Source organism: Peribacillus sp. S4 (assembly GCF_046715815.1).
GTDB lineage: Bacteria > Bacillota > Bacilli > Bacillales > DSM-1321 > Peribacillus > Peribacillus frigoritolerans.
Genome location: NZ_CP175708.1, coordinates 5,471,010 through 5,490,433, shown reverse-complemented (window position 1 = coordinate 5,490,433; position 19,424 = coordinate 5,471,010). Strand labels below are relative to the sequence as shown.

Annotated in this window: 18 protein-coding genes, 1 tRNA gene and 1 riboswitch; of the genes, 15 read left to right on the top strand and 4 right to left on the bottom strand. The window is 43.5% G+C overall.

What is annotated here, in order from left to right; all coding sequences use genetic code 11:
• Nucleotides 1-9 precede the first annotated feature (9 nt).
• From ACJ9PY_RS26390 to ACJ9PY_RS26380, 3 genes are read left to right on the top strand one after another with little or no spacing between them, the layout of a single operon-like run.
• Complete coding sequence (locus tag ACJ9PY_RS26390) at nucleotides 10-1,563, top strand: DEAD/DEAH box helicase (RefSeq protein ID WP_411739308.1); 1,554 nt, start codon at nucleotides 10-12, stop codon at nucleotides 1,561-1,563.
• A gap of 15 nt (nucleotides 1,564-1,578) precedes the next feature.
• On the top strand, nucleotides 1,579-2,493 hold the full coding sequence (locus ACJ9PY_RS26385) for a phosphotransferase (RefSeq protein WP_063574610.1): 915 nt from the start codon (nucleotides 1,579-1,581) through the stop codon (nucleotides 2,491-2,493).
• A 33-nt stretch (nucleotides 2,494-2,526) separates the two neighbouring features.
• Complete coding sequence (locus ACJ9PY_RS26380) at nucleotides 2,527-3,714, top strand: class I SAM-dependent methyltransferase (RefSeq protein WP_411739307.1); 1,188 nt, start codon at nucleotides 2,527-2,529, stop codon at nucleotides 3,712-3,714.
• Between the two features lie 105 nt (nucleotides 3,715-3,819).
• Here ACJ9PY_RS26380 and ACJ9PY_RS26375 read toward each other — a convergent pair whose 3' ends face one another.
• A complete protein-coding gene (locus ACJ9PY_RS26375; RefSeq protein ID WP_034316019.1) occupies nucleotides 3,820-5,370 on the bottom strand; it encodes an ABC-F family ATP-binding cassette domain-containing protein in 1,551 nt (516 codons plus the stop codon).
• Nucleotides 5,371-5,586: 216 nt separating this feature from the next.
• Between ACJ9PY_RS26375 and ACJ9PY_RS26370 the strand changes: the two genes are divergently transcribed.
• Entirely contained in the window at nucleotides 5,587-7,779 is a 2,193-nt protein-coding gene (locus ACJ9PY_RS26370) for a DNA topoisomerase III (RefSeq protein ID WP_411739306.1), read from the top strand.
• A gap of 54 nt (nucleotides 7,780-7,833) precedes the next feature.
• On the opposite strand, the gene ACJ9PY_RS26365 is transcribed toward ACJ9PY_RS26370, so the two are convergent.
• Nucleotides 7,834-7,998, bottom strand: coding sequence for a hypothetical protein (locus tag ACJ9PY_RS26365; protein WP_156319600.1), 165 nt, complete (start codon nucleotides 7,996-7,998; stop codon nucleotides 7,834-7,836).
• 927 nt (nucleotides 7,999-8,925) lie between these two features.
• Between ACJ9PY_RS26365 and ACJ9PY_RS26360 the strand changes: the two genes are divergently transcribed.
• The gene (locus tag ACJ9PY_RS26360; RefSeq protein WP_411739305.1) at nucleotides 8,926-9,600 is read left to right on the top strand and encodes a hypothetical protein; all 675 of its coding nucleotides are present in this window, start codon (nucleotides 8,926-8,928) and stop codon (nucleotides 9,598-9,600) included.
• Nucleotides 9,601-9,708: 108 nt separating this feature from the next.
• Here the strand turns inward: ACJ9PY_RS26360 and ACJ9PY_RS26355 are convergent, their stop codons facing one another.
• Nucleotides 9,709-9,882 (bottom strand): hypothetical protein, encoded by a 174-nt coding sequence (locus tag ACJ9PY_RS26355; RefSeq protein ID WP_162604434.1) that lies wholly within the window; start codon nucleotides 9,880-9,882, stop codon nucleotides 9,709-9,711.
• Nucleotides 9,883-10,058: 176 nt separating this feature from the next.
• Nucleotides 10,059-10,132 (bottom strand) — tRNA-Arg (locus ACJ9PY_RS26350).
• 229 nt (nucleotides 10,133-10,361) lie between these two features.
• Between ACJ9PY_RS26350 and ACJ9PY_RS26345 the strand changes: the two genes are divergently transcribed.
• From ACJ9PY_RS26345 to ACJ9PY_RS26300, 10 genes are all read left to right on the top strand, one after another.
• Nucleotides 10,362-11,210, top strand: coding sequence for a polysaccharide deacetylase family protein (locus tag ACJ9PY_RS26345; protein ID WP_411740338.1), 849 nt, complete (start codon nucleotides 10,362-10,364; stop codon nucleotides 11,208-11,210).
• A gap of 86 nt (nucleotides 11,211-11,296) precedes the next feature.
• Nucleotides 11,297-11,472: riboswitch (cobalamin riboswitch) on the top strand.
• 171 nt (nucleotides 11,473-11,643) lie between these two features.
• On the top strand, nucleotides 11,644-12,615 hold the full coding sequence (locus tag ACJ9PY_RS26340; protein ID WP_411739304.1) for an ABC transporter substrate-binding protein: 972 nt from the start codon (nucleotides 11,644-11,646) through the stop codon (nucleotides 12,613-12,615).
• The gene (locus ACJ9PY_RS26335; RefSeq protein ID WP_411739303.1) at nucleotides 12,578-13,633 is read left to right on the top strand and encodes a FecCD family ABC transporter permease; all 1,056 of its coding nucleotides are present in this window, start codon (nucleotides 12,578-12,580) and stop codon (nucleotides 13,631-13,633) included. Before ACJ9PY_RS26340 ends, ACJ9PY_RS26335 begins: the two co-directional genes overlap by 38 nt.
• 6 nt (nucleotides 13,634-13,639) lie before the next feature.
• Nucleotides 13,640-15,112 carry a heme ABC transporter ATP-binding protein gene (locus tag ACJ9PY_RS26330; protein ID WP_411739302.1) on the top strand — a complete coding sequence of 491 codons (1,473 nt, stop codon included), beginning with the start codon at nucleotides 13,640-13,642 and terminating at the stop codon, nucleotides 15,110-15,112.
• Nucleotides 15,109-16,074: an adenosylcobinamide-phosphate synthase CbiB gene (gene cbiB, locus ACJ9PY_RS26325; protein WP_411739301.1), complete on the top strand. Its 966-nt coding sequence runs from the start codon at nucleotides 15,109-15,111 to the stop codon at nucleotides 16,072-16,074. The genes ACJ9PY_RS26330 and cbiB overlap by 4 nt, the downstream gene beginning before the upstream one ends.
• On the top strand, nucleotides 16,049-17,122 hold the full coding sequence (gene cobD, locus ACJ9PY_RS26320) for a threonine-phosphate decarboxylase CobD (protein WP_400449956.1): 1,074 nt from the start codon (nucleotides 16,049-16,051) through the stop codon (nucleotides 17,120-17,122). The genes cbiB and cobD overlap by 26 nt, the downstream gene beginning before the upstream one ends.
• The gene (locus ACJ9PY_RS26315; protein ID WP_057278223.1) at nucleotides 17,095-17,670 is read left to right on the top strand and encodes a bifunctional adenosylcobinamide kinase/adenosylcobinamide-phosphate guanylyltransferase; all 576 of its coding nucleotides are present in this window, start codon (nucleotides 17,095-17,097) and stop codon (nucleotides 17,668-17,670) included. Before cobD ends, ACJ9PY_RS26315 begins: the two co-directional genes overlap by 28 nt.
• A complete protein-coding gene (gene cobS / locus ACJ9PY_RS26310; protein ID WP_411739300.1) occupies nucleotides 17,667-18,458 on the top strand; it encodes an adenosylcobinamide-GDP ribazoletransferase in 792 nt (263 codons plus the stop codon). Before ACJ9PY_RS26315 ends, cobS begins: the two co-directional genes overlap by 4 nt.
• On the top strand, nucleotides 18,416-19,033 hold the full coding sequence (locus ACJ9PY_RS26305) for a histidine phosphatase family protein (protein ID WP_411739299.1): 618 nt from the start codon (nucleotides 18,416-18,418) through the stop codon (nucleotides 19,031-19,033). The genes cobS and ACJ9PY_RS26305 overlap by 43 nt, the downstream gene beginning before the upstream one ends.
• Complete coding sequence (locus tag ACJ9PY_RS26300) at nucleotides 18,949-19,413, top strand: bifunctional adenosylcobinamide kinase/adenosylcobinamide-phosphate guanylyltransferase (RefSeq protein ID WP_411739298.1); 465 nt, start codon at nucleotides 18,949-18,951, stop codon at nucleotides 19,411-19,413. Before ACJ9PY_RS26305 ends, ACJ9PY_RS26300 begins: the two co-directional genes overlap by 85 nt.
• Nucleotides 19,414-19,424: the final 11 nt, after the last annotated feature.

Sequence of the window (19,424 nt, the reverse complement as noted above, 5' to 3'; positions counted from 1 at the left end):
GGCCCATACATGACAGAATTCATCGACCTTGGCGTCAGCCCGGCGATTAACAACATATTAAAGCAAATAGGAATATCCACCCCAACCCCGATTCAGGAGAAATCGATACCCGATATCCTTGCTGGAAGGGATGTCATCGCGAAGGCGCAGACAGGGACGGGGAAGACTTTGGCCTTTTTACTGCCAATCCTGGAAAAAGTCGATCCCGCCGCATCCCACATACAATCACTGATCGTCACGCCAACAAGGGAACTGGCTTTACAAATCACTGCTGAATTGAAAAAATTCGCTGATGAAATCGAAGGACTTCAAGTGCTTGCAGTTTATGGCGGACAGGATGTCGAGCAGCAAATGAAAAAGCTGACAAGAAACATCTCCGTGGTGGTCGCCACGCCCGGCAGGTTATTAGATCATTTACGAAGAGGCACCATCGATCTCTCACAAACTGGAACGCTTGTGTTAGATGAAGCTGATCAAATGCTTCATATTGGGTTTTTACCAGAAGTGGAAGAGATCATGGAACAGCTTCCAGAGGAGCGCCAAACGCTGCTCTTTTCAGCGACGATGCCAGAACAGGTTCATCAATTGGCTAAACGCTATATGACTAAACCACTAACTGCCGCTGTGAAGGCTGAGCAAGTAACGGTCGAGAAAATCAGGCAGCTTGTCATCGAGACGACCGATCGTGCCAAACAATCTTCATTAATCAACATGATAAAAGAAGAACAGCCATACCTTGCAATCATATTTTGCCGTACAAAACGTCGCGTTTCGGTATTGAATGATGCCCTGAAGGCAGCTGGATTCAATTCTGAAGAGCTTCATGGTGACCTTTCACAGGCAAAGCGGGAACGTGTCATGAAAAACTTCAGAGACGCAAAGCTTCAATATTTAGTGGCGACGGATGTTGCTGCACGAGGGCTTGATGTAGAAGGCGTGACCCATGTGTTTAATTACGATGTTCCCGAGGATGCAGAAAGTTACATCCACCGAATCGGGCGGACGGGCCGTGCGGGTGAGAATGGCTTGGCTGTCACCTTCATAGCAACGAAGGATCTTCAGCTATTAAGCGATATTGAAAAAGGGATCTCCATGAAAATCGAAAGAAGGACGATTGAAGGAGTGAAAATGTTCCAACCCGATGAGGTGAGGCAAAAAAGGAAGCGTCATGAAGACCCTTCTGATGAGGGTACTCGCCGCCCGCGTTCGGGAGGGGGAAGGAAACATCGGGAACGGATTGATACGAGAGGACCGAATCGGGGCAGTCACCGTTCTGTAAATCAAGCGGACAATCGTGAAGTCGAGAGGGAGAAACCACGTGGAGGCCGGATGGAAAACAGCCGCGGGCCTATACGTGAGGATTCACGGGGAGTTCGTTCGGAAAACGGCCGCGGACCAAGGAGAGAGAATCCGCGGGGTGGCCGCTCGGAAGACGGCCGTGGACAAAAGCGTGACAATCCACGAGGAGGTCAAAGGGACAGCCGCAGATCAACTAGTACACAAGGGGCGAGTAATCGCAGAGGTGGATCTGGCAACAGCCCCAATAGAGGGAGAAACCGGTAAAAGGGGGAGACGGGAGTGAACAAGCCTTGGTTGGCAGAATATCCAGTTTCTCTGGAGCTGGCAGGGAAATTGATCATGCTGCAGTTTCCGGAAATTGAGTTGGAAGAGATCAAGCAACTTGGGGAGGGTTTCGATAACACGGTCATACAAATCAATGGGCAATTTGTATTCCGTTTTCCCCGCCGCCCTATTGCAGTTACGTTGATTCAGGTGGAAAATCAGCTTTTGCCTTCCATTGCAGGCACTTTTCCGCTTGCTATCCCGGAACCAATATTTTTTGGGAAACCAAGCACGTTGTATCCTTATCCTTTTACCGGTTATAAAATGGTGAAGGGACACTTGCCTGTAGAAGGAACAAAAGCAAAAAAGGTCGAATCGGCAAAAAGATTTGCCCGCTTTTTGAAGGTTCTTCACAGTTTTCCTGTCGAAAAGGCTAAGCGTTTAGGTGTGCAGCCTGATGGGATGATGAGGCTTGATATACCCTATCGAAAGAAATCACTTATGGAAAATGTCTCGAATCTAATAAAGCTAGGATACTTTGAACAGGCGCATGCAGTTAAGGATTTTGTTGAAACCTTAGGTGAAGGTGAATTGGATGTTCAGCATCCGATTTCGCTCGTTCACGGAGACATCCATATCCGGAATGTTTTACTTGATGACGAAGGCGTTCTCGCAGGTGTCATTGATTGGGGAGATGTCCATATCGGGAATCCAGCCATTGATTTCTCCTTTTTATACAGTTATTTCCCAAAAGAGGTGCGCAGTACTTTTTTCGAAATCTATGGTGAAATCGAAAAGGAAACAGAGAGCCTAGCCCGGTTCAGAGCCATATATATGCTTGTTACATTACTCGTTTATGGCATAGATCGCCACGATGAAGAGCTGATTGCCATTACGAGTACCGGTTTGAAATTTGCTATAGAAGAATAATTGTCATGCTCTTTTGATGTTTAGGAGGTACATATGAAGGCAAGTTATTATCATACAATCACATTAATGGCGAACATATTGGATCAAGCTAATATTCCCTACCAATATACAGGTCGATCTGCGCTTTTCGTACAAGGAGTGGATATCGATGAATATAAGAAAATCAGCATGGATGTACAATGGGATGTCTTTAATGAGGCTTTGGATCTTTTTTCCGAATACGCGCCAACAAAGCCTGAAAGAAGTCCTGAGACTGCATTCTTTCTAATGGATGTCGAGGGGATTTCTGTCACTGTTCGCTGCCGGTTTAACACGACCATTAAAACGGACCCTTATCGTTTATCCATAAAGATGGGGGATATGGAGGTTTGGTGCAGGTCGTTATACAGCTATTTATACGAAGAAGAAATGAGAAAGTTCAGTGCCGAGATTCATGCTTACTTATCAGCTGAGCAGAAGGGGTTCACAGCGGAAAATGAACAAGCCTGGAACCAGAATAATTATTTAGCGCTTGTCAATCGTTATGGAAATCCCGTTGAATTGGCATCAAAAATCAAACAAAACCCAAAATGGAGACTGCACCCTTTTTATAAATATATGGGGGAAATATCCGGCAAAAAAATCACACATTTGATGGGATCGAACGGTGTGAAGGCAGTTGCACTGGCCATATTGGGAGCAGAAGTGAAAGTTGTTGATTTTTCCCAGGAAAACGCAATGTTTGCAAATGAACTGGCAAGTGGCGCCAGTGTCTCCATCGAGTATATCGTTTCGGATGTCCTTTCGCTATCATCCGAGCATGAATCAGGGAATCAGGATTTGGTTTTAATGGAGCTAGGTGTACTTCATTACTTAATAGATCTGCAGCCGTTATTTGAAAAAATTAAAAAGATGCTGAAACCTGGAGGCCGAATCGTACTGCATGAATTTCATCCAATTTCAACAAAGCTCATTACTTCAAATGGTAAAAAACATAAAATAACAGGCAACTATTTTGCTCCGGCAATCGAAAACAATGAGGTCGCTTTTTCGAAGCATATGCCGGATGAAGAAAAAGGGAGCCTTTCAAGAGTTGTACAGCGTAAATGGACAATCGGGGAACTTATAACGTCAATTGGTCAATCAGGGCTCGTTATTAAAGTGCTCGAGGAAGAACCGAATCATAAAATCCATGATATCGGGCTTCCGAAAACATATACCTTGGTGGCGGAACGAGTTTAAGCTGCATGATGAGGAAATGAAAGCTGACTGAAGGAGTGTTTTCAGTCAGCTTTTTATTTATTCCACAATAAAGGGGATGCCGCTTCCGCGACATCCCCGAAAAAATTAATTTTGTGCCGACCATTCCTCTACATCCCATACTTTGGTTACCCAATCTTCATAGAAATCAGGTTCATGGCATACAAGGACAATCGTTCCTTTATACTCTTTCAATGCACGTTTCAGTTCTTCTTTTGCAACGACATCCAAATGGTTTGTCGGTTCATCGAATAACAGCCAATTGCTTTCGGTAAGCATGAGTTTACAAAGGCGCACTTTTGCTTGTTCCCCACCGCTTAAATGGCTCATCGGACGTGTAATGTGCTCGTTTTTCAAACCGACACGGGCAAGAATCGCACGTACCTGCGGTTGGTCCAGATGCGGAAATGCATTCCATACTTCATCGATCGGCGTCGTATCGCCTGCTTTCACTTCTTGTTCAAAATAAGAAGAAAAAAGGAAATCGCCAAGTGATCTTTTACCGCCTAGAGGATCAATTTTACCCAAAATCGTTTTTAATAGAGTGGATTTACCAACTCCGTTACAGCCGACCACGGCAATTTTTTCTCCCCGCTCGATGGTCATGGACAACTTCGGAAGCAGTGGGCGGTCATATCCGATTTCCAGATCTTCACCTTCAAAGACATAACGGCTGCTCGCACGTGACTCTTTAAAGTCAAAGGTAGGTTTCATTGCAGTTTCCGGACGATCGATGCGTTCCATGCGATTCAATTGCTTTTGACGGCTCTTTGCCCGTCCGGTCGTTGAATAGCGTGCTTTATTCTTTGCAATGAAATCTTCCTGCTTTTTAATGAATTCGCGCTGTTTTTCATAGGCGTTAATATGTTGGTTTTTATTCAATTCAGCCAGCTCAAGGAATTTTTCATAAGTTGCCGTGTAACGGGTCAGTTTAGAAAATTCAAGATGGAAGATGACGTCGACGACGCCGTTCATGAACTCGGTATCATGCGAAATTAATAAGAATGCATTAGGATATTCCTTTAAGTAGCTGCTCAGCCAGCGGATATGCTCCACATCCAAGTAGTTCGTCGGTTCATCTAGGAGCAGTACTTCAGGCTGTTCCAAAAGTAGCTTGGCTAGTAAAACCTTTGTCCGCTGTCCGCCGCTCAGGGCAGAGACATCACGGTCCAAACCGATTGCATCCAACCCTAAACCGCGTGCCGCTTCTTCAATTTTAATATCCAGATTGTAAAAACCGCCGGCTTCCAGCTTGTCCTGGATTTCACCCATTTGTTCCAAGAGTTCTTCAAGTTCCTCCGGAGTGGCAGTACCCATTTTCTCTGTAACTTCATTCAGTGCTTTTTCCTGCTCGAATAAAGGTAAGTATGCATCCCGTAAGACGTCGCGAATCGATTTACCTTTTGAAAGTATCGTATGTTGATCAAGATAGCCATATTCGACACCAGGTGTCCATTCGACCCGGCCATCATCATGGATGAGTTGCCCTGTAATGATATTCATCATCGTTGATTTCCCGACACCATTTGCCCCGACCAGACCAACATGTTCGCCGGCCATCAGGCGGAATGATACATCCTTGAATAAGGTACGGTCGCCAAAGCTGTGTGCTAATTTATCTATAGAAAGTAAGCTCATTTTATATTGAACCTCCCAATTAATTTGAAAAAATCCCTACGTTTCATCATACTAAAATCTGCACGGGAATGCTATCTAATCTATTAAATTACATATATGTGGGTACGGGGAATCCTTAAAGTGAACCAACCGATCCAATGCCGTGGTGCATTATCGCCCTGTCATAAATTATATGAGATAATAGAGGAACCAGTTTAAAAGCGAAAGGATGTTAATATGAGTAAAACAGTCGTACTGGCCGAGAAACCATCGGTCGGCAGAGATATAGCAAAAGTGTTGAATTGCGGGAAAAAGGGGAATGGCTTTTTTGAAGGCGATCAGTATATCGTCACTTGGGCACTGGGTCATTTGGTTACCCATGCAGATCCGGAATCTTATGATGAAAAATATAAAACGTGGCGCCTTGAGGACCTGCCCATGTTGCCGCCTACTTTGAAATTGGTCGTGATCAAGCAATCAGGCAAACAGTTTCAATCGGTTAAAACACAATTGAATCGCAATGATGTCAAGGATGTCATCATTGCGACGGATGCAGGCCGTGAAGGGGAACTTGTTGCACGCTGGATTCTAGAAAAAGCGAATGTGAAGAAGCCGGTCAAGCGGCTTTGGATTTCCTCTGTAACGGATAAAGCGATCAAAGATGGATTTAAAAATCTGAAAGATGGCAAGGAGTATGAAAACCTATTTGCCTCTGCTGTAGCAAGGGCGGAAGCGGACTGGATCGTTGGGATGAACGCGACGCGTGCCCTAACGACCAAGCATAATGCCCAATTATCCTGCGGGAGGGTCCAAACGCCGACACTTGCGATGATTGCAAAAAAAGAAGAGGAAATAAAACAGTTCCAGCCTAAGAAATATTATGGCGTTTCGGCAATTGCAGAACCCAATTTGCGCCTCGTCTGGCAAGATGCACAATCAAAAGATATCCGCACTTTTGATAAAAACAAGGCAGAAAAGGTTCTTGCAGCCGTTAAGGGGAAAAGTGCAGAAGTGGTTGAAGTGAACAAGGCACATAAGAAAAGTTTTTCCCCTTCTTTATATGATTTAACAGAACTTCAACGGGACGCCAATAAGAAATTCGGCTATTCGGCGAAGGAGACGTTATCGATCATGCAGCGCTTATATGAAAGCCATAAGGTCTTGACTTATCCAAGGACGGATTCACGCTTTTTATCTACGGATTTGGTTGATACGCTAAAAGAAAGATTACAGGCTGTAAGCATTAAACCATATGCCCAGTATGCATCGAGGATCCTGCGCAGCCCGATTAAAACAAATAAATCGTTCGTGGACGATAGCAAGGTTTCTGATCACCATGCAATCATCCCCACTGAGCAAACGCCGCTGCCGGGAAAACTGAGTGACAAAGAATCGAAAATCTATGATTTGGTCGTTAAAAGGTTCCTTGCTGTATTGATGCCGCCTTTTGAATATGAACAAACGACCATCACCGCAAAAATGGGGCAGGAGATGTTCATGGCAAAAGGGAAGGTCATCCTGAAGTCAGGTTGGAAGGAAGTTTATGATCACCAATTCGATGAGGAAGAAGCTAAAGAGGGCCTTGCGGAGCAACTGCTTCCGAACGTTCAAAAAGGTGACATTTTAACCATTTCGACTGTGAAACAAACAGAGGGTGAAACGAAACCGCCGGAACCATTCAATGAGGGGTCGCTTCTTTCGGCAATGGAGAATCCCGCTCGTTTCATGGCAGGGGAAAGCAAAGAGCTCATCAAGACTCTTGGTGAAACTGGCGGGATTGGAACTGTTGCAACACGTGCGGATGTCATTGAAAAACTGTTCAATAGCTTCCTGATCGAGAAGAGAGGAAAGGGCCTTCATGTCACCTCGAAAGGAAAACAACTTCTTCAATTGGCACCTGAAGACTTGCGTTCTCCAGCTTTGACAGCTCAATGGGAGCAAAAGTTAACTGCGATAGCAAAAGGAAAGCTGCCAAAACAGGCTTTCATCGGCGATATGCGCTCCTACGCCAAAAATATCGTCCATGAAATCAAAAATAGTGACCAAAAATTCAAGCATGATAACGTGTCAGGAACGAAATGTCCTGATTGCGGCAAGCTGATGCTGGAAGTGAATAGTAAAAAGGGAAAAATGCTTGTCTGTCAAGATCGTGATTGCGGCCACAAAAAAAGTGTTTCACGTGTAACAAATGCCAGATGCCCGCAATGTCATAAAAAGATGGAAATGCGCGGTCAAGGAGAAGCACAGACATTCACCTGTAAATGCGGTTTTCACGAAAAACTATCTTCTTACAATAAACGAAGAGGGCAAAATAAAAATCAAAAAGTATCCAAAAATGAAGTAACCAATTATATGAAAAAGCAAAATAAAGAAGAGCCGATCAATACTGCATTGGCAGATGCCTTGGCGAAACTGAAATTCGATAAATAAATGAAAAAGGATGGAGCAATCGCTCCATCCTTTTTCGGTATATTCCTGCTTCGATTAAATTTCATTCAGTACGGTGCCATGTAATTCATATTCAAGTGTTTTGTCAGTGTGTGTGTGTTTATCCGAATCTATTCGTATGAGCGTACTGAATGGCTTCTGATCACCCGGACTGAAAATTGCTTCATCATTCTCTGGATTCCATAGGCTGTAAATACTCATGATCGTATCTTCCTCCTTTGGATGAGAAGACTAGTAATTCCCATGCTTGATTATCTTCCAACTCTTCAATTGACTCTAACGCTGATCACCGGGACTAAACACCGCTGCGTCATTCTCTTTGTTCCATTGGCTTCTGATTGTACTCATCATGCACTATCATCTCCTTTGGTGAGAATGTCTTACAGTATTTGTATACCCGGATGGGACAGGTTAAAACATTTATTTTAAAAAAAGATATAATTTTATTCAGATAACGTAACGTTTCAATTGCAGCGTTTCTCTATGCAATCCTGCGTACCTACCCAGGTCCGGCAACGTTGAAAGAAGTTAAATTTTTCTTTCTTACTCACCTTTCCACGATGTTATCTACAGTTAACATCAAAGCTTTTTTATCATTTCTCGCCAAAGTTTTCTATATAATCGTCGTCCTTTAACTGTCCTATAATTAAGGAGATTCAGTACACCAAAAAATGTTTAAAACACCTTTCTATTAAAGGAAGTTTCCAATATAGACATTTAAAATTAGTTTCGGCATTCGAGTTTATACACTGTTCCTACCTAGCTTTGTCCATTTTCGTAAAAAGTTTAAATATTATACTTAAAACTGCAAATAGCATGAGAGTATTTAGTACAAGTAAACCTAATTTAATCTGTGTGTGTTTAAAAATCTTATACTGAAATATTTGTAGAATATTTGTGACCTCTCCATCACCTCTATAGATTATCCAATTCAAAGGTATACCATATCCATCGCCAATTTGTGGTAACACGAATGCTGCAACAATAGTCACAGCCAAACTAATTAAGAATAATTTCTTATAAAACAATTTTTACCACCTCTTCTATTTAATTGCATATTTGCCTTCTTTTTGAAATTATGTTAATATATTTGTAGTTTTATACTATCATATTTTATTAGGGGGTAACATGAAAAAGTTTTCATGCATCATATGTGTTTTTACTTTATTTATGCTCGGGATAGCTAATCCTATTCAAACTTTCGCAGAATCTTCATCTAATCAACAGGACATTAATGCTGAAATCAACCAGTTAGAAAAAACTTATGGTTTTGAAACAGTTGACTTGAATGATTCAACAGAAACTATTAATCCAACAGAATTAGATTTTGATACAACAGAAGAATTTGAAGAATTCGTAAAAGGTCTTCAAGAAGAAGATGAAATTGAAGTTAATGAAGAAATTTCAGTTTCTGAAGATGAAGAAAACTCCGGTGGAATGCAAACTTTTGCTACTACAAAGAGTGGCTCAAAACTTTTGAACTGGTGGTCACCAGTTCAAAATGGGAAAATCGTACTAGGTTCATACAAGAATATTCGAATAAAATACAAATATAAATTGGTTAATAAAAAACCTCAGTTTGTATCAGTTTCTAATTACGATTCTTACTTAACTGGAATTAATTTGGAAGTTGACTGGTTACATAAAGGCGGGAAGGCATCCTTCAGTAAAAAGAACAGTACAAAAGATACTGCTAACATAACTGTTGATGGGGTTTATGTGCTAGGTGTTATAATTGCAGGACACCCTATTGGATTTAAATGGAATGGTTCGTGGAAACGCTCTTTAACATTAAAGAAATAGAAGTGCTTAATTTTCAATAAAATGAATTTAGGGGTTTATCAGTCTGTATCACTGATAAACCCCTTTTACTATAGTCCAACAAGAATTTTCGAAAATATCCTTTTCACTTCACACATATTCGCCTAATGTTCGCTGTCGGACACCTTCAGCAACTTTTGCACGTAGAAAAATATCTAAGGCTTCATGCAGTGTGTATTCAATCGTGAAACTTTCAGTAGTCTTACTGGTCAATTTCCGTTCCTTTAACGCTGTTCCACGCTGTTTAATAACGTGTTTTTTCATGAAAAAAAGCACCTCCAAACATAGAAAAATAATAGTGATATGGAATATCACTGTTTCCTACGTACAGAAATGCTTTTATCCTACATACAATTTCCGGCTTTTACGGTCATACCAACAGAAAAAAACCCTGCTACAACACGGAGAAACCGCATTATAACAGGGCTTATAAACTTTAGCGTCCCAGATAGGAATCGAACCTACGACCTACAGCTTAGGAGGCTGTCGCTCTATCCTGCTGAGCTACTGGGACATATATTAAAGTCGACGACTTATTTATTATATTTCTTATAGGCAAACTTTTCAAGCTAATAGCACATACTTATGAAAAAAAATCCTCATGAATGTTTAGCGTGTCGCTAAGCTTTCGTTTTTCCTCTTTTTTCATTAAATGGAATACTTTATTGCCCGCTGGTTTTCTGGTACTATTATACTATAAAAAAATCAGGAGAATGATAGTGAAAAAATATAGAGTGTTAAGGATGGCGGCATTGCTGGGGGTTTTGATTTTACCTGGATGCTCACAAGGGATTTTAGAGGGGATAGGCACAAAGACGGCTGCACCGATTGCGGAAGATGACATTGAAGTGGCCGAAGCGGCTGAGAATGGGACCGGGCAGGATTCGGAGGGGCAAATCGATACGGGAGACTGGTTAAAGGCCGAGTCCCCGGTCCAGCTCCCGATATTGATGTATCACAGCATTTCCCAAGGGAATGGCCTTCGGGTTCCAAGGGAGGAATTCCGATCACAGATGGCTTGGCTTCGGGAGAATGGTTACTATACATTATCCCCTGAAGAAGCATTCCTCGTTTTAACCGAGAATCGGATGCCAAGTGAGAAGTGCGTCTGGATTACTTTTGATGATGGCTATACAGATAACTACACGGAGGCCTTCCCGATATTAAAAGAACATGATATGAAATCAACTGTCTTCATGATCGGGAAGTCCATTGATAATGGCCATCACCTGACTGAAAATCAAATGTTGGAGATGAGCAGGGATGGGATTTCAATTGAAAGCCATACCATCAGCCATTTGGAGCTGAACCGCATGACGGCAGAGCAGCAAGAAGCGGAAATGGTTCAGTCGAAGGTGCTGTTCGACCATATCCTCGACCAGGACACGACAGTTCTTTCCTATCCGGTTGGCCGGTATAACGAAGAGAGTCTCAGGCTGTCAGAAGAAGCTGGATACAAGATGGCAGTCACTACCGACCCTGGGGGAGCTTCAAGCGACCAAGGGATGCATGCTCTGCATCGAGTTCGGATTTCACCAGGGTTATCGATCAATGGGTTTGCGTCGCTGATTGAAAATGCTGCAAAGCATTGAAGGTGGAAGGGTCATTTCGCACTTGTTCAGAAAAATCATATAATAATCGATTCTTACATGGTGTATAATGAAGGCAGTGAAAATTATATACATATGAACGATTTGGTGTCTTAATGACTTAATAGGGAAGTTGGTGAAATGCCAACGCGGTCCCGCCACTGTATATGGGAGCTGACGGCTGTGTACCACTGTATGAGATATGGGAAGGTGCCGTTGACGATGACCATGAGCCAGGAGACCTGCCAGAATTCGTACACCTGTAACCTACGCGGATGGGAAGGTGTGTGGCAGACCCTAAGAAAGAGTCCGTATTGATATTGTTGCCATGCAAGCATCTTCCGTTTAACGGGAGATGCTTTTTATTTTGGGGGTATCTTCCAGTATTGGTTTTCTCTGTTAGGTATGAAGAAATTAAATAAAAAGATTGTGGGGAATGAAAATGAAGAAGATTTTTGGTCTGATACTGTTAATGTTGCTTACTGCAGGCATGATGGTAGGCTGCGGTGGTGCTGCTGATGAAGGAAAAGAAAAAGAGCAAACGAATCATGCTCAACACGAGGCTTTCCCGATTACGATTAAAGATGCAAGTGGGGAAAAGGTAACGATAGAAAAAGAACCGAAGAAAATCGTTTCGTTGATACCAAGTAATACGGAAGTGGTCTTTGCACTTGGTTTGGGTAAAAAGGTCGTTGGTGTTTCCGACAATGATAATTACCCGGAAGAGACGAAAGAAATTGAAAAAGTTGGCGGAATGGAAATGAACACGGAGCTGATTGTCTCCATGAAGCCTGACCTTGTTCTTGCGCATGCATCAAGTGCCCATAATTCAAATGAGGGTTTACAGCAGCTTAAGGATGCTGGAATAGATGTGCTCGTAGTCAATGATGCACAAAGCTTTGACCAAGTCTATGAATCTATTGAAATGATTGGAAAGGCAACGGGAGAACATGATAAGGCAAACGAAATCGTTAAGGATATGAAAACGAAGCTCAAGGATATCCAGGAAAAAGCCAAATCCGTAAAGAAAGAGGATAGGAAGACCGTTTTAGTGGAAGTTTCGCCTTCACCGGAAATATACACACCTGGAAAAAATACGTTCATGAATGAGATGCTTCAGATTATTTCAGCGGATAATGCGGCTGCTGAATTGGACGGTTGGGCAAAAATTGATGAAGAGTCGATGATTGCTGCAAATCCTGATGTCATCATTACAACGTATGGTTATTATACGAAAGATGCAGTAAGTGAAGTGAAGGCCCGAAAAGGATGGCAAGACGTAAATGCTGTTAAGAATGGCCAAGTCTTTGATGTCCATTCTGACTTGGTGACCCGTTCCGGTCCACGCTTAATAGAAGGAGTAGAGGAACTTGCCAAAGCAGTCTATCCGAACCAATTTGACAACTAAATGGGCGTTTGCTTATTTGATTGCGTTGTTGATTTTGTTATTCGCAATGACGATAGGCATTTCCTTTGGTTCGGTGCCAGTTCCGATTCCCGTACTTATACAAATAATCGGCAAGGAGATTTTCCACTTGCCGATTTCTGCCGATCCGGATGTGATGCTTACGAATATCGTGATGAACATCCGCTTGCCGCGGGTGCTGCTCGCTGGTTTGGTTGGGGCATCACTTGCGATCGCGGGTGCGGCTTTTCAAGGTCTGCTCCGGAATCCGCTCGCTGATCCTTACACATTAGGTATTTCATCAGGAGCATCGGTCGGCGCCGTATTGACGATATTTTTGAATATATCACTGCCATTCATCGGTTTATATACTCTTCCGGCATTGAGCATCTTATGTTCAGTGCTCACGATGCTCTGCGTACTGACTTTTGCAAAAAGAATGGATCGGTCGATGAAAGTGGAAACGATCATTTTAACGGGAATCATTTTCAGCTCGTTTTTAAGTGCCTTCATTTCATTGATGATTGCGCTGACGGGTGATGAATTAAGACAAATCATCGGCTGGCTGATGGGAAGCGTCTCAATGCGCGGCTGGAATTATATCGTAATCATTTTGCCGTTTTTTATCATTGGCTCGTTGACCTTGATCATGAATACAAAAGAATTGAATGCGATGACTTTCGGGGAAGACCGGGCAAAACACTTAGGTGTGAACGTCAAGCGGCGGAAAATGTGGATCTTGATAGCCGGTTCGACATTGACAGGGGCAGCCGTTGCCGTTTCAGGGGCGATTGGTTTTGTAGGATTGGTCATTCCTCATTTTGTCCGAAAGATTTGGGGACCTGACCATAAACATTTGCTTCCGTTGTCATTGTTGATAGGAGGCGGATTCTTGATATTGGCCGATTTTGTAGCACGAACGATCATTGCCCCATCGGAACTGCCGATCGGGGTGATCACCTCACTTATCGGGGCACCTGCATTTGCGCTGATTTTATTAAAGAGACGGAGAGAAGGGTAAAAACGGATGCTTGAAGTAAAAGGGTTAACAGGTGGATATCACAACAAAGCTGTTTTGGACTCTGTCTCTTTTGATGTACATAAGGGGGAATTATTCGGGGTTCTTGGTCCTAATGGCAGCGGGAAAACGACGCTTTTAAGTATGCTTAGCGGGGTGCTTGATTATAAAGGCGGAAGCGTACGGATAAGCGGCAGGGATTTGAAGGATTATTCGTCAAAACAACTTGCACAGGTCATTGCCGTGCTCCCTCAACATTCCTCATTAGCTTTCTCCTATACAGTAAAAGAGACGGTCTCGCTTGGGCGATATGCCCATCAATCAGGTTGGTTCCATAGTTGGTCCGCAGAAGATGAATCGATTGTCCAGCGGGTGATGGAACAAACGGGAGTAGCTGATTTTCAGGATCTTCATTTTGATCGATTATCAGGAGGGGAAAGGCAGAGGGTCCTGCTGGCACAGGCCCTTGCCCAAGAGCCGGAAATCCTTTTTTTGGATGAGCCTACGAACCATTTGGATCTTTCCTATCAAAAAGATCTTCTTGATCTAATGAGGAAAATGGCAAAAGAGCAGAAGTTGACCGTTATTTCAATTTTTCATGATTTGAATTTGGCTGGATTATATTGTGATCGGCTTATGCTGCTTGAGAAAGGGCAGATTCAGGTCGTTGATGTCCCGAATGAAGTGCTTCAACAGGAACGGATTCAGGGTGTATATCATACGACGATCGAAAAACATCCGCATCCCGCCCTTCCGAAACCGCAAATGTTCATCGTTCCGGAAAAGCATGGCCAGGATACCATCCCGCTGGAAATTGATGAATCTTATTTGACAGTCGGATTTGAGATGATTCAATTGAAGTCTCCGATCCCGCTTAGAACGATGTCTTCTGGAGTGACTGGTTCTGGGACGGGCTGGCATAAGTATTTTGTGAATAGGCACGTCCATCATGGTTATGATTGCGAGGATCATCATGTTGAAATGGCAGACTATTTAACAGCTCATGGTTTTGAGCCTCAGGAAACGGTAGGGATGATGACAGCTGTCTTTCTCGATACGGTCGCTTTCAAGCTTTTAAGAGCTGAAGATTTCTCGGTTTTTATCATTGTGACGGCCGGTGTAGGGAATGCCATCGACGCTTCATTAGCTGACCGGCATTCTTGGAGTTCTTCTCCAGGAACGATAAATACATGGATATTCGTAAATGGGCATTTGGCAGAAGAGGCATATATCCACAGTATAGTGACTGCGACCGAGGCAAAAGTAAAAGCGCTTCATGATTTGCATGTCATGGATAAGGTGACAAATACTTGTGCAACAGGAACATCGACAGACAGCATGTTGATTGCGGCAACTCAAAGAGGGGCAAAGCTTCAATATGCAGGCACCATCACTCCGTTAGGGAAGCTGATCAGTCGCGGTGTATATGATTGTACAGTGGAAGCATTGACGAATAATCGGAAACGGATTGAGGAATTATGATTTATCATCATCTTTTTGCGGTTACGCTGGCGTTCTTCCTTGATTTATTAATTGGAGATCCTCCAAGTTGGCCGCATCCAGTCAAATGGATAGGAACGATGATTAGCAAGTTGGACCTGGCGTTCAATAAAGGGGCATATAAGAAACGGAAAGGGCTCTTCATGTTGATCATCGTCCTATCGGCGGTGTTATTGATTACACTTCTTACCGTTTATTTGGCTTATCTAATCCATCCGCTTGCAGGTATCCTTTGGGAAGCTGTTGTCATTTCCACAACGATAGCTCAGAAGGGCCTGAAGCAAGCTGGGATGGATGTTTGCCTTCCGCTTAATGAACGGGATTTCCCTGAAGCGAGGGTAAAGCTTTCCTATATCGTCGGCCGTGATACGGCTGATCTTGATGAGCCAGAAATCGTCAGGGGCACGGTGGAAACCGTAGCGGAAAATACCAGTGATGGGATTACAGCGCCATTATTTTGGGCAGCTATCGGCGGTGCGCCGCTCGCGATGGTGTACAGGGCGATTAATACCTGCGATTCCATGGTAGGGTACAAGAATGATAAATATGGGCAATTCGGATGGGCTTCAGCAAAGCTCGATGATATCGTCAACTGGATTCCCAGCCGCCTCACCGGATTCCTGATGTTGCTGAGCTCGAAATCCGTCTATCATGGATTCGGCGCCAGATGGAAGATATTATTCAATGACGCAAAAAAACATCCAAGCCCGAATAGCGGGTGGTGTGAAGCAGGCGTTGCTGCGATTTTGGGAATACAGCTTGGAGGCCGTAATATGTACAAAGGAATTGTTTCCGATCGTGCGAGGATGGGAGTTCCGCTTGTTCGATTGGAAGCAAAACATATACCACAAACGATTACCATCATGCATCGGTCATCTTTTCTATTTCTGCTGATGCTATGGCTAGGGGGACTTATTCTTGACATTACCTTCTCATGGCTCTAATCCTCATTATCTTTATGAAGCGCTGAAAATTGAAATGCCTGAATCGGTTCTCGACTTCAGTGCTAACATCAACCCATTGGGTCCGCCTTTACGCATAAAGCAACAGTGGTCTGGGTTTTTCGAAGGAATCCTTCAATATCCAGATCCGCATGCCATTGAACTGACAAAATCCATTGCAAAAAAAGAAGCACTTCCCGAGCAATCCGTTTTGATGGGGAACGGTGGTGCTGAAATCATCATGCTGGTAGCGAACGGATTAGCCAATCAAAGGGTGCTGATCATACAGCCGGCATTTGCGGAATATGCTGAAGCTTGTTTGGCAGCAGGTTGTAAGGTCGATTTTCACCAGCTTGATGCTCCTGGGTGGCAATTGGACCTGGAACGATTGATTCCGCAATTACCCGAATATGATGCCATTTTCTTATGTACGCCTAATAATCCGACGGGAGTTTCATTTAAGCGGGATACAGTTAGGGAATTGATCATTGAATGCCAAAAAGCGGATTGCCTGGTTGTCCTGGATGAGGCTTTTTATGATTTCACGGAGGATGCCTTTAGTTATGCTTCTTTAATCAATGCATTTCCACATTTACTCATACTAAGATCAATGACTAAAATCTTTGCAATCCCCGGTTTGAGACTAGGCTATTTGCTTGCGTCACCTGACATCATAAAACGGGTAAGAAATTATAAACCGCATTGGAGCGTCAACCATGTGGCACTTGAAGTAGGGAAAATCTGTCTTGCAGAAGAAGCCTATATGAGAAAAACAAGAGACTTTATTGCATGGCAAAAGCAAAAACTATTCCGGTTTTATGAGGAGCAGGGGTTGGATGTCTCCGATAGCACAGTTAATTTTTATTTGGTGAAAGATGAATCTTTATCCCTTTTCCCCTTTTTGCTGAAAAAAGGAATCGTACCGCGCCATACCTATAATTTTCCGGGTTTGGATGGAAGGTGGCTTCGGTTTGCAGTGAAGAGTGAACATGATAACGAAGCACTGATGGAGGGGGTAAGACAGTGGAGAAAGCAAGGCTCTGTTTTATAACCGGGGGTGTCCGTTCTGGAAAAAGCAGCTTCGCGGAAAGAAAAGCCCTGGAGTATGCACTCCAGATGGATGGGAACTTGCATTACCTCGCCTGTGGCCGAGTCAGTGACGCTGAGATGGGTGAACGCATCCTTAGGCACCGGAAAGATAGGGAAAGCAGCCCGATTGCGTGGAAGACCTCCGAATACGCAACGGATATTACAAGAATAGGGGCGGATATTGATCAGGATTCCATAATTCTGCTCGATTGTCTGACAACCCTGCTTGATAACGAACTATTTGGCCCTGGCCTTCCGCTTGAAGAAGAATTCTTAAATAGCGTTTTTTCAAAAATAATAACCGGAATCAATGAGATAAAAAAACAATCCAATTGTTTAATTGTCGTGAGCAATGAATTGGTGCAGGAACCGATTTTCCAGGATGATTTCCTTCATATATACGGAAAAACACTGGGATTGCTTCATCAAACGATCGTCGGGCTGGCCGATGAAGCCTATCTAGTGGAAGCGGGAATTCCATTGCGGAAGAAAGGGGGCATGCAGGAATGAGCGGAGTGATTGGATTTTTAATTAACCTGCAGTTCTTTACGGTCTTTCCAATAAAGAAGCAGCTTCCGATGGAGAAGAAATATATTCACCGTGCCATTCAAACCTTTCCATTAGTAGGTCTTTTGCTAGGCTTGATATTGGGCGGCGTTTTGTATGCACTTGTGGAATGGACCCCATTGTCATCGCTTTCGATTGCCTTTTTCCTTTGGTTTTTGACCATGGCATTAACGGGAGGCTTGCATCTCGATGGCTGGATCGATGCAAGTGATGCTTTTTTTTCCTATCAGGATAAAGAGCGGCGATTGGAAATCATGAAGGATTCCAGGACAGGTGCCTTCGGTGTCATCTCCGTCATAGTCCTATTGGCCGCACGGTTTCTATTTATCTATGAAATTGTCGAAAGGGTAAATGAATGGACATACTTCTTGATCATTGCCCTTCCGCTCTTAAGCAAATGTGTGATGGGTTATTTACTCATCCGGATGCCGCTCGCTAAAAAAGAGGGGCTAGGTGCTTTTTTTCAAAGTGCAGTGATGAAAAGCAGTTTGCCCATTTATTGGCTGTACCTCCTTGTAAGTCTGGCGTTTGCCTGGATCATTGATTTTAAGCTTGTCACCTTATTTTTCATCATGTGTCTGGCTGCCGTGTTTTTCCTGGTATATATGAAACGTAAAATCCTCAGTTGGTTCGGTGGGATAACGGGGGATGTGCTGGGGGCATCCGTGGAAGGGGTTGAGCTTTGGTTATGGCTGATATTGTGGCTATTACACTACTTCGCCATGGGCTGACAGTAGCGAATGAGCGAAGGGCCTATTTAGGGTGGACAGATTCTCCATTAAGTACCGAAGGAGAAAAGGAAATATTTAACTTAAGGGGTTCTTACCCACAGTATGAAAAAATTCACAGCAGCGATTTGCCCCGCTGTGTGGAAACTGCACGACTTCTGTTTCCAGATGCAGTTCCGCTCAAAAACCCTTCGTTCCGTGAGATGAACTTCGGCAATTGGGAAGGAAAGACGTATCAAGAGTTGAAGACAGATGGAGAGTATCTTAATTGGCTGGAACGTCCCATGGAGGCACTGGTGCCTGGGGGTGAAAGTTATCCGGCATTTTCCGAACGTGTGAATAATGGCTGGAAACAATTGATTGCCGGTAAGGAGAACCGATTTGCCCTAATGACCCATGGAGGGGTAATTCGTGATTTATTGGTCCGTTATGCCCCGCAGGAAAAGTCTTTTTTTGATTGGGGAATTTCCCATGGCAGGGGATATGAGCTCATATGGGAAGACCGGAACAGCTTAAGGAGGGGAGAACGCTGCACTTTGTTACAGGAGGCGCCTATAATGGCAAAACTAAATGGGTAAGGCAATTGTATGGTTTGGAAAATGATGTCCTTTGGCTATCCGGTTATCGACAAGAACAGCCGGAAATGATTGATTTTCAAGGCAAGATTGTTATATTGCAAGGATTGGATGCATGGATTCAACACGATGCAGAAAAGATGGATTCAAATTCGATTCGAAAAAAATGGAAGGGAATCATGGCCGATTGGCGAATATGGGAGAATGAAAGGGATGAACATTGCTGCATTGTGATAGGTTCTGATATTTCCAAGGGAATAGTCCCGATGGAAGCAAGAGATCGCAGATGGCGCGATGCCTGCGGATGGGTCTATCAAGATGTAGCATCCATATCAAAGCGCGTTGATATCATCTGGTATGGAATTGACCAGCGAATAAAGTAGAGGAGGTAATT